The 8,962-nt window shown below is 71.7% G+C and carries 11 protein-coding genes and 1 pseudogene; 2 read left to right on the forward strand and 10 right to left on the reverse strand.

From position 1 onward, the window contains the following. Window positions 1-348: pilus assembly protein TadG-related protein (locus AC08OP_RS15420; RefSeq protein ID WP_476614836.1), on the reverse strand; the 348-nt coding region annotated here is incomplete at its 3' end. A 185-nt stretch (window positions 349-533) separates the two neighbouring features. Between AC08OP_RS15420 and AC08OP_RS15425 the strand changes: the two genes are divergently transcribed. After that, the gene (locus AC08OP_RS15425; RefSeq protein ID WP_476614837.1) at window positions 534-974 is read left to right on the forward strand and encodes a hypothetical protein; all 441 of its coding nucleotides are present in this window, start codon (window positions 534-536) and stop codon (window positions 972-974) included. 137 nt (window positions 975-1,111) lie between these two features. Further along, entirely contained in the window at window positions 1,112-2,383 is a 1,272-nt protein-coding gene (locus AC08OP_RS15430; RefSeq protein ID WP_476614838.1) for a hypothetical protein, read from the forward strand. Between the two features lie 74 nt (window positions 2,384-2,457). Here AC08OP_RS15430 and AC08OP_RS15435 read toward each other — a convergent pair whose 3' ends face one another. The 9 genes and pseudogenes from AC08OP_RS15435 to AC08OP_RS15475 form a co-directional block, all read right to left on the reverse strand. Further along, window positions 2,458-2,949 carry a TadE/TadG family type IV pilus assembly protein gene (locus AC08OP_RS15435; protein WP_476614839.1) on the reverse strand — a complete coding sequence of 164 codons (492 nt, stop codon included), beginning with the start codon at window positions 2,947-2,949 and terminating at the stop codon, window positions 2,458-2,460. Then, complete coding sequence (locus AC08OP_RS15440) at window positions 2,946-3,302, reverse strand: TadE family protein (RefSeq protein ID WP_476614846.1); 357 nt, start codon at window positions 3,300-3,302, stop codon at window positions 2,946-2,948. The genes AC08OP_RS15435 and AC08OP_RS15440 overlap by 4 nt, the downstream gene beginning before the upstream one ends. Before the next feature lie 210 nt (window positions 3,303-3,512). Further along, window positions 3,513-3,707 (reverse strand): hypothetical protein, encoded by a 195-nt coding sequence (locus tag AC08OP_RS15445; protein ID WP_476614840.1) that lies wholly within the window; start codon window positions 3,705-3,707, stop codon window positions 3,513-3,515. Window positions 3,708-3,733: 26 nt separating this feature from the next. Beyond that, window positions 3,734-4,639, reverse strand: coding sequence for a type II secretion system F family protein (locus AC08OP_RS15450; protein WP_476614841.1), 906 nt, complete (start codon window positions 4,637-4,639; stop codon window positions 3,734-3,736). After that, window positions 4,636-5,544: a type II secretion system F family protein gene (locus AC08OP_RS15455; RefSeq protein ID WP_476614842.1), complete on the reverse strand. Its 909-nt coding sequence runs from the start codon at window positions 5,542-5,544 to the stop codon at window positions 4,636-4,638. The genes AC08OP_RS15450 and AC08OP_RS15455 overlap by 4 nt, the downstream gene beginning before the upstream one ends. Further along, window positions 5,541-6,989 (reverse strand): CpaF family protein, encoded by a 1,449-nt coding sequence (locus AC08OP_RS15460; RefSeq protein WP_476614843.1) that lies wholly within the window; start codon window positions 6,987-6,989, stop codon window positions 5,541-5,543. The genes AC08OP_RS15455 and AC08OP_RS15460 overlap by 4 nt, the downstream gene beginning before the upstream one ends. Beyond that, window positions 6,986-7,819, reverse strand: a complete 834-nt coding sequence (locus AC08OP_RS15465) for a MinD/ParA family ATP-binding protein (protein WP_476614844.1) — start codon at window positions 7,817-7,819, stop codon at window positions 6,986-6,988. Before AC08OP_RS15465 ends, AC08OP_RS15460 begins: the two co-directional genes overlap by 4 nt. 4 nt (window positions 7,820-7,823) lie before the next feature. After that, on the reverse strand, window positions 7,824-8,513 hold the full coding sequence (locus tag AC08OP_RS15470) for an SAF domain-containing protein (RefSeq protein ID WP_476614845.1): 690 nt from the start codon (window positions 8,511-8,513) through the stop codon (window positions 7,824-7,826). A 79-nt stretch (window positions 8,514-8,592) separates the two neighbouring features. Beyond that, a pseudogene (locus AC08OP_RS15475) lies at window positions 8,593-8,962 on the reverse strand (ATP/GTP-binding protein); the annotation flags it as partial.

Genomic DNA, 8,962 nt, shown 5'->3' on the forward strand with positions numbered 1-8,962 from the left:
CAGCAAGGTGTCGTGCACCGCTGTGACGGTGACCGTGACTGTGTTGTTCTCGACGGTCACGGTGCCGGTGGCGCCGGCCTGGGCGAGGTAGGACTGGGCGGCGGCGACCGCCTCGTCGGGCAGCAGCCGGACCGTGCCACCCTGACGCAGCACGGTGAGATCGAGTTGCTGGGCGCCGGCACGGGCGGCTTCCTGCGCGAGGCCCATCGCGCTGGTCTTGTCGGCCAGCGCGCCGCCGGCGTCCACGATCAGCCCGCCGAACATGACGAACGCGGCGAACAGCACCACGACGAACGCGGTCACCGCCCCTTCGTCCCGCCCGCGACGACCGGGCCGTCGGCGGCTCACGGTGTCTGTCCCAGCTGTGTCAGCCATGCCTCGGGTTCCTGCGCGGGCAGAGACGCCTGTGCGCACGGATGTTCCTGCGGGCCAGGGTTCAACAGGCCACGTGGTGATCCTGACCGTTCGTCGGGATTTCCGAGCGGAAGCAGGTATCTACGACGCATGCAGGCTTCTCCCGAACTGGGCCCTCGATGACGCTCGCGGTGGTCCGATCGATCCGCTCCAGCCGGGCCGGCACGGCGCAGCGGCTTTGCCTCACCGACATTCGCGACGGCAGGGCCCACGTCGACGGACGCGTCATCGTCCTCGCTGACCCCGTGCGACAACGGCTGCGCGCCTATCTCGACTACCGGCAAAGCCGCTGGCCGAACAGCACCAACCCACACCTGTTCATCCACTACCGCTCCGCCAGCCGCTCGGACCCCGTCGGAGCACGCTGGATCTGGCTGACCGTCGGCCCCGATCTTGCTCCAGCGCGTCTGCGTGAGGACCGCATCCTCAACGAAGCGCACGCCACCAGCGGAGACGCCCGCTGCATCGCCGACCTGTTCGGCCTGAGCGTCAGCGCATCTACGCGGTACACCGCGACGATCGACCACGGCGCCCTCGCTCCCCTCGGCCCGAGCTCCTAGGCAAGGGTCAGCGCAGACCCCCGCTCGGCGCCCCGACGCGGCATGATCACTAATCACGACGTGAACCCGCCGGGATCCGTGGTGCCGACTCGAATCGTCAAGATCCCACTGTCGGTAGCGACAGGCATAATCGACCGGTGCCCAGGTCCGACCTCCTCTTCAACGACGGCCATCTCTCCGACAGGCTCACCGAGCTGATCGACAAGATGAGGGAGGCGATACAGCAGTGGAACCCCGACCAGCTCCTCGCCGCACCACCAGCGGACGTGGTGGACAGCCTGGCCGAGGCGCACACTCTCACCTGCCCGGCGCTCGATCGCGACGGTATTGAAGCCACCAGCCAAGAGATCATCGGCTATCGGGACTCCTGGGGACGGACCTATCCGTCGCATCCAGGTAGCCGTAGAGGATCGATGTGGGACGGGCACGACGAGATCTACAGAGTCCCCTTGACGCAAGTGGTTTTCATCGTGCCATTTGTCGGCGACGAGATCATTTTTAAGCTTCGCCCCAGCAGATACACTTCCAATCCGCCGAGCGCCACGATCCGCGGCCAGGAGATCCAGCTTGCATTCGTGATCACGTCCCCCGACGAGACATCCGAAACAGTCTGCGCCAAGTTCGACCAAGAGCTCGAAAAGATCGAGAGTCATCTCGCCGCCGCGCGACGTGACGCCGAGCGACACAACGTCGAGATCCGCCGACTCGCATCCGAGCTGGTCGAAAGACGGCGTGAAAAGCTGCTCGCTGACAGAAAACTTGAAGCCGGACTCGGATTCCCGATCCGCCGACGACCAGATGCTGCACGCTACGTCTTCCCTGTCACCCGCCGACGAGTCACTGTCCGCCGCCCTCCGGACTCCAGCGGGCGGTTTACCCCCGAGCCGGTCCTGGTCGAGACCGACTACGAGGACGCCCTGGCAGTTCTGAGTAACTACCGCAACGGACTCGAACGCAGCCCGTCGACCGCGGCGAAGCTTGACGAAGAAGAGATCAGAAATCTGTTGCTGATCGGCCTCAACGGAGTCTTCGAGGGTCAGGCGGCTGGGGAGGTCTTCAACGGTAAAGGCAAGACCGATATCCTCATTCGCGCGGGCGACCGCAACGTCTTCATCGGTGAGTGCAAGTTCTGGAACGGCCCTTCCACGGTGCCCGACGCTCTTGACCAGCTGCTGGGATACCTCGTCTGGCGTGACACTAAGGCCGCGCTGTTGCTGTTCATCGATCGCCTCGACGTCACCGCCGCAATCGAGAAGGCTGTGGCCGAGGTCGAGAAGCACCCGAACTACAAGCGGCGAGGCGCGAACCGGAGCGACCAGCGACACGACTTCGTCCTGCACGCCAACGGCGATCCCAGCCGCGAGATCCACCTCGCGCTCCTGCCCTTCGCCCTCCCCCGGAACCCGTAAACCGGCCGTCGGCCACCGCCAACGACGGCCTGATCGGACTTCAGTTCGCGAGCCACCCCGCACACCCGAGCGGGTCACGAGGCACCTCCACTCGGGTTCCCGCCGGGCGCCGCTTCAGAATTCACGAACCCACCGGGAACGTCGCCGTAGATGTCCACGGGTGAGGTGGAGCTGGCGTGCAGGGTCGCGCTGCCCGGTGTCCCCAACATCGCAAGATCGTCCAGCCGGGCCGTGCACGTCACGGTCACCCGTACCAGCGCACCCGGCGCCAGGCCGGCCGTGTCGGTGTCGACCGTCAGGTCCTGGCAGGTGACCCCGGCGCTGGCCAGCGCGGTCTGCGCGGTCGCGCGGGCGTCGGTGACCGCCTGGGCGGGGGTGCGGGCGATCGACGCGGCGCGGGCGGCCTGGTGGGCGACGTCGGCGATGCGTAGCTTCGCATCCGAGATGCGGTAGCACAGCACGAGGAACAGCAGCATGAGCAGCAGCGCTGGCAGGATCAGCACGAGCTCGGCGGTGGCCGACCCCCGGTCAGGACCACGGCGAGCGCACCTGGGTTCGCGGGTCACGGGGCCTCCGGCCGTCGCTGCTCGACGGGCCCGGCCGCATCGGCGTCGATCCCAAGCCGAAGTCCAGGGATCACGCTGGCGGCGGTGCCGTGGACGTGGACCGTCGCCTGGTCGCCGTCGCGGGTGACCGTGACCTGCGGACTGGTGAGGCTGGACCGGCCAAGCTGATCGAGGGTCGCCTGCGCCTGCTGTTCGCCGGCGGCGACGCTGCCGCCGTCGGCGCGGGCGGCGACCAGCGCACGGCTGGCGGTGGCCTGCGCGATGTGGCGGGCGTGCGCCCAGACCGTGACCTGCGCGAGCAGCAGCACGACCGTGAACAGCAGCGGCATCACGAAAATCATCTCGACGGTCAGCGCCCCGGCGTCCCCGTGACGGCGAGGCGTCGGCGTGGTCCGTGCGCACCGCCGCCCTCGGTCCGGTCGGACGCCGCAAGACCTTGGGAACGCCCGCCGAGGCGCGCTGGGACCGCCCCCAGCGGGCCGGCATGCCGATCCGGGGCGGCCCGGGTGGGGGCGGCGTCGGTCCCTGACCGGACGGAGCCGGGCTGCCATCGCCGGGCCCTACTACTGGAAAACCACGCGGCGCGCGGCGTCCAAGATCTGCGGGCCAAAGATACCGATCACGGTCAGCGCGAGCGCCGCCAGGAACGCGATCCAGATGACGTTCTCGGTAGTGTTCCCCGCGTCGCGCCTATCGGGCGGCGCCTTCGTGTAGCGGTCGCGGATGCGAGACCACCAGGTCTGGAGACGGCCGGACACGGTTCCTCCGATGGTCGAAAAAGTGTCTACAGGGATCGGGTGATTTGCGTCAGAGCGGGATAGAAGACAAACAGGATGAAGCCAATCGCTATCAGGACACCGGGGATACTCATCCGTTCGGTCGCGGCGTTGGCGTCGGCCTCGGCGTCCTGGGTCTGGCGGACCCGCAGCGCGGCGGCTTTCGCGTCCAGTGACTGGCGGACGCGGGCGCCTTCGGTGCCGGCGAGCGCGACCGCGTCGGCCAGTTCGACGAGTTCGGAGATCTGAAGCTCCGCCCCCAGCTGGCCCAGCGCTACCCAGGGGCTGATCCGCGTTTCGCGGGCGGTGCGTAGCGCGCGGCGGATCGCCACGAACGGCCAGCCGTTCCCGATCGCCGCCGCGTCGGTCAGCGCGGTCTCGACCCCGGCGCCGCCGGCGAGCAGCACCTGGATCAGCGACAAATACGCCGACAGGGCGTACCGGAAGCTGCGGCGATGCCGGTCGGCCTCCGCTTTCACGGTCAGGTCAGGCAGGAGGAACCCGACGACGGTGAGCAGCAGGGCGACCGCGACCGGCACCGCCCACGGAAACGGCCGGCCGCCCGCCGCGAACGCCAGCCCCACCACGGAGGGAAACAGCAGCCCGGCCACCGCGGCGGTCGCCTTCTCCGCGAGATGGGCCTCGGGGGAACGACCCAGCGCCGCCAGATCCTGGCGCAGCGCCACGGTCGGCAGGCCGGCGGCGCGCAGCAGACCGACGAACGGCCGGCCCATCCGCACCGCCCACCCGTCCTGCACCCCCGGCACGCTCGCCGGGACGGCGGGCGAGGCCGGGGCAGGGTTGAGCCGGGCGATAACCTCCTCCAACGAGGGCCGTGGTGGGAACAGCCACACCACCAGCGCCCACAGACCGACCCCGGCCCCGACACCGAGCAGCATCAAAAGCACACTCATCGGGACTCCCGCCCCACCATCGCCAGAGCTGTTCCCGCTGTCTGCGGCACCGTCGGATCGTCCACGTCGAGAAAGCGGCCGGGGTTCTCGATCCGCGCCATGCGCCGAAGCCACACAAACCCACCGGCGAAGATCGCCCCAATGGTGAGCAGGACCATCTGGCCCGCGGCCGTGCTGTAGGGGTCCAGGAACGGCCGGTTGAACACGACCAGCCCGCCGGCGAACACCAGCGAAGTGACGACGACGACCCGCATCGTGGTCCGCATCCGCGCCCGGCCGACCTCGATGCGGCCCAGCATGTCCACGTGGGCGCGGGCGGTCGCGGCGAGCTGGCCGAGTAGCCCGGACAGCTGGCGGGCCTGGTGCTCGCTGGCGAGGATCAGCGCGCCGATCACCAGGTCGGCCAGCGGGTCGGCCAGGTCGTCGGCCAGCCCGCGCAGCGCCGGGCCGAGCCGCTCCCGGCGGTTGATCCGCGCGGCCAGCAACGCGACCTCGTCCCTGATCGCGGCCGGGGCCGTGGTGGCGGTGGCCAGGATCGCCTGCTCCAGACCGGCCGCGGCCGCGAGGGTGTCACGCAACTGCTCTGCCCACACCGCGATCCCCTGGGTCCGGGCGACCTGGCGGGCCTGATCACGGTCCGGACCCAGCATCCGCGGCAACCCGTACACCGCCATCGCGATCAGGAGGCCGCCGACGACCCAGCCGGTCACCGCCCCGGCCACGATCCCCGCGGCGACCGAGCCAGCGGTCCACCGGCCGAAACGCGGATCGGTCCGCCACGGCCACGCCCGCGGCCGGCGCGCGGGGCGGGGTGTGTCCTCGGCGGGAACGCCCCGCCAGCCGTAGACGATCAGCAGCAGGCCGGCGCCGACGCCCAGGCCCAGCAGGCCGAACAGACCGGTCATCCCCACCACCCCCGGGACAGCACGTCCGGGTCGAACCCGACGTCGACCAGGTCGTCGAGCAGCTCCCCGGTCGGCGGTGCCGCCGGCAGGCCGCGCCGGTCGGGGCCCGGCCGGTACAGCTCGTTCGTCACGACCTGCGCGCCGTCGGCGTCGACCACCTCACGCACGGACGACACGACGCGGCGGCCTCGTTCCCCGCGTGGCTCGGCCAGGTGGACGACAACGTGGACCGCCGAGGCGATCAGCAGGTTCGTCGCCTCGACAGGAAGCCGTTCGGGGCCCTGCACCGCGTAGGAGGCCAGCCGGGTGAACACTCCACGCGAGGTCGAGGAGTGCAGCGTGGTCATCGAGCCGTCGTTGCCCTGACTCATGGCGTTGAGCATCGGGATGACCTCGCTCCCGCGGACCTCGCCGACGATCACCCGGTCCGGAGACATCCGCAGCGCGGCCCGCACCAGGTCGGACGCGGACACCGCACCCTCGCCCTCAGTGTTGGGCTCACGGACCTGCATCGCGACCACGTCCGGATGGGCCTGCGCGTCAGCGTCCAACCCGAGCTCGTAGACGTCCTCGACGGTCACCAGCCGCTCGTGCGGCGGGATCTGGTCGGCCAACGCAAGCAACATCGTGGTCTTCCCGATCGCCGTGCCCCCGGCGACCACGATGTTCTTCCGCGCCGCCACCAGCGCGGCCAGCAGCGCCTCCAGGCCGTAGTCGATCGTGCCGTTCGCGCGCAGCGCCGCGAGGGTGACATGGCGGAACCTGTGCCGACGGATCGACACGGACGGCCGCTGGGTGACGGCCATGACCGCGAACACGCGGCTCTTGTCCGCCAGGTGGAAATTGACCATGGGGGCACCGCGGTCCCAGCGCCGCTCCTCCACCCCGGCGTGCGCCGCCAGGTCCCGGATCAGCCCGACCAGCTGGGTATCCGAGTCAGTGATCGCCGGCAGCCGCTGCCGGCTGCCGTCCGCCCGGCGGATGAACACCCGATCACCGTTGATGTTGATGTTCTCGATGCTCGCGTCGGCCAGCAACGGTTCGAGGCCACCGAGCCCGAGGACCTCGGCGAGGATCTCGTGGATGACGCGCTGCTCGTCCCCGGGCGCCAGGACCCCCGCACCGCGGGCCAGCTCGGCGGTGGTGTGCGCCTCGGTCAGGTCCACAAGCACGGACCGTGCGAACGCCTCCCGCGTGCCTGCGGTCAGCGGCGGGGAGCCGGCGTCCTCGTCCGCGCGCAGCCGGCGGGCGAGCGCGGCCCGCAGCCCGTCCCGGAGCCGGCCGCGCAGGGCATCAGCCGCCGTCCCCGAGGCCCGGCCCGGAAGATCGGTCGGCGCGGCCGGCCCTCCACCACCGTTGGCCCAGGGGGCGAGCGGACCGGGCCAGCCCGCCCCGTTACTAGAGGCCGCAGGGCGGTGCGGGTCGGGCCAGGACGGGACCGTCATCGCGGCACCGTCCGCGTCGGGGTCGGTGGCAACGCTGCCCGGCCGTCGACCCCGGCCGGCGCCGCGCCCAGCGCCGGGCGCTGCGCGTCGGCCGGCACCGTGGCGGCGAGATAGCCGGCCATCCCCGCCACCGTCCGGCCGAGCTTCGACCGGCCGATCCCGGTACGGGTCTGGCGACGACCGGCCAGCACCCCCGCAGCCGTCGAGTCATACGGCACCGGGCCCAGCACCCGCGAACCCAGCACCCGGGCGATCTCCCGAACCCGATAGTCCGGCGACCGGTGCGGCTGGGCGACGACGACTACATACCAGGCCGGCACGCCCCAGCCCTGCACCACGTGCATCCGCGCCGCCAAATGCGACAGCTCGTCGTCCCGCGCCCGCAAAACCAGCAACAGCACGTCCGCCGCCCGCAGCGCCGGCCCCGCGGGCGACCGCGGATCAAGACGGCCACAGTCCACGATCACCGTCCGGCCACCCCGACGCGCCGCGGACCACAGCAGCGACCAGCCCCCACCGTCGAGCTCGCCCAGCACGTGGCTGGCCTGCTCGGCGCCCGCCGGCGCGGGAATGACCGCAAGACCACCAGGCAGGTGGTGGGCGTGGTCCTCCGCGGATCGCTGCCCGCCGCCTCGACGGCCGGCGGCGGCGAGCGTCACCAGCCCACGGCTTCCCGCCAGCAGTCCAAACCGCGCGCCCAGGTCACCGCCTGCCGGGTCGGCCTCCACCACCAGGGGGTCTCCGCCGTCGGTGGGCCAGCGGTCCGCCAGCGCCAGCGCCAGCGTCGTCGCACCCGGTGACGCCTTCAACGACCCCACAGCGATGATCACGGGGTCACCCGCCGGTTCCGTTGACCGTGACGACGCCGATCTGCCCGGCCGGGGCCGCCGCCAACGCGTGGGCGTCGGCCTCGGCGAGCTGGAGCGAGACCACCGTCGTCTGCTCGGTGTCCGCCGCCACCACCGCCACGACAGTTGCCGGCCACGATCGGGCCGCGCCCGCCGACGCGGTCGACACGGCGCTGGTGGCGGGGGCGACGACGACCGTCACCCGCGAGCCGGGTGACAGGCCGGTGGGGAACTGGCCGGCCTTCAACGCGACCGCCGCGATCGCCTCCCCGGGCGGTGGGACCTGCGCGGCCCCGACCGCCGCGCGGCTGAGCACGGTGCCGGCGGGCAGGCTGTAGGCGACCGGCTTGCCGAGCACACTGTCCCGATCTCCAGCCCGGATGGTCTCGACGCCGTCGGCGGAGATCCGCACCTCCCGCACGTCCTCGGCGGCCAGGACATGGCCGACCGTCACCGGCCGGGCGAGCACCAGCACCGGCTCCCGCGACCCCACCCGCGCGCCCGCGACCAGGCCAGCGGCGGCGCAGCCCACCACCAGCACCACACCCAGCAGCAGATACGGAACCCGGCGACGGCGCCGCGGACCGCCGGTCAACCGGGCCGCAGGCGCGGCGCCGGTTCGCCGGCCAGCGCGGTCCGGACCGGCCGCGCGCGGCGTCGAGGAGGGAGCGGTCACCACCGGGCACCGCCCACCGGGCTGTCACCAGTGCGGTCGCCTGGCCCGCTTGCCCGAATCGGGTGGGTCACGGTCGTCATCAGCCACCGTCCGTCGTCAGCGCGGGAACATCGATCACCCGGGCCTGCGTCGTCGACACGGTGGTCAGCCCCGGGAACGCGCCTGTCTGGCCGGCGCCGGCCCAGGTCACGTCCCAGCGCACCGTCGCCGTCACCGCGAACGTCCCACCTGGCGTGTCCAGCGACCGGCGGGTGTAGGTGTAGCCGCAGTCCGGCGACGCGCTCTTCGGATCGGCCCCGGCCGGGAACGGCGTGCCCGGCCCCGTGCAGGTCACCGTCCCGCCATCCCCCAGCGACCAGACCACCTCCACGGGCCGGGCGACCGCGGTCACCGACACCCCACCCGCCGCCGCCGTCGCCGCCACCTGCTGCCACGCCGCGGGGTCCAAC

Source organism: Frankia sp. CeRuru1 (assembly GCF_977966315.1).

Coding starts and splice junctions, on each gene's coding strand:
- AC08OP_RS15455 (WP_476614842.1), bottom strand. CDS start 5,544: ATGACCGGTCTGTTCGGCCTGCTGGGCCTGGGCGTCGGCGCCGGCCTG.
- AC08OP_RS15425 (WP_476614837.1), top strand. CDS start 534: ATGACGCTCGCGGTGGTCCGATCGATCCGCTCCAGCCGGGCCGGCACG.
- AC08OP_RS15460 (WP_476614843.1), bottom strand. CDS start 6,989: ATGACGGTCCCGTCCTGGCCCGACCCGCACCGCCCTGCGGCCTCTAGT.
- AC08OP_RS15450 (WP_476614841.1), bottom strand. CDS start 4,639: ATGAGTGTGCTTTTGATGCTGCTCGGTGTCGGGGCCGGGGTCGGTCTG.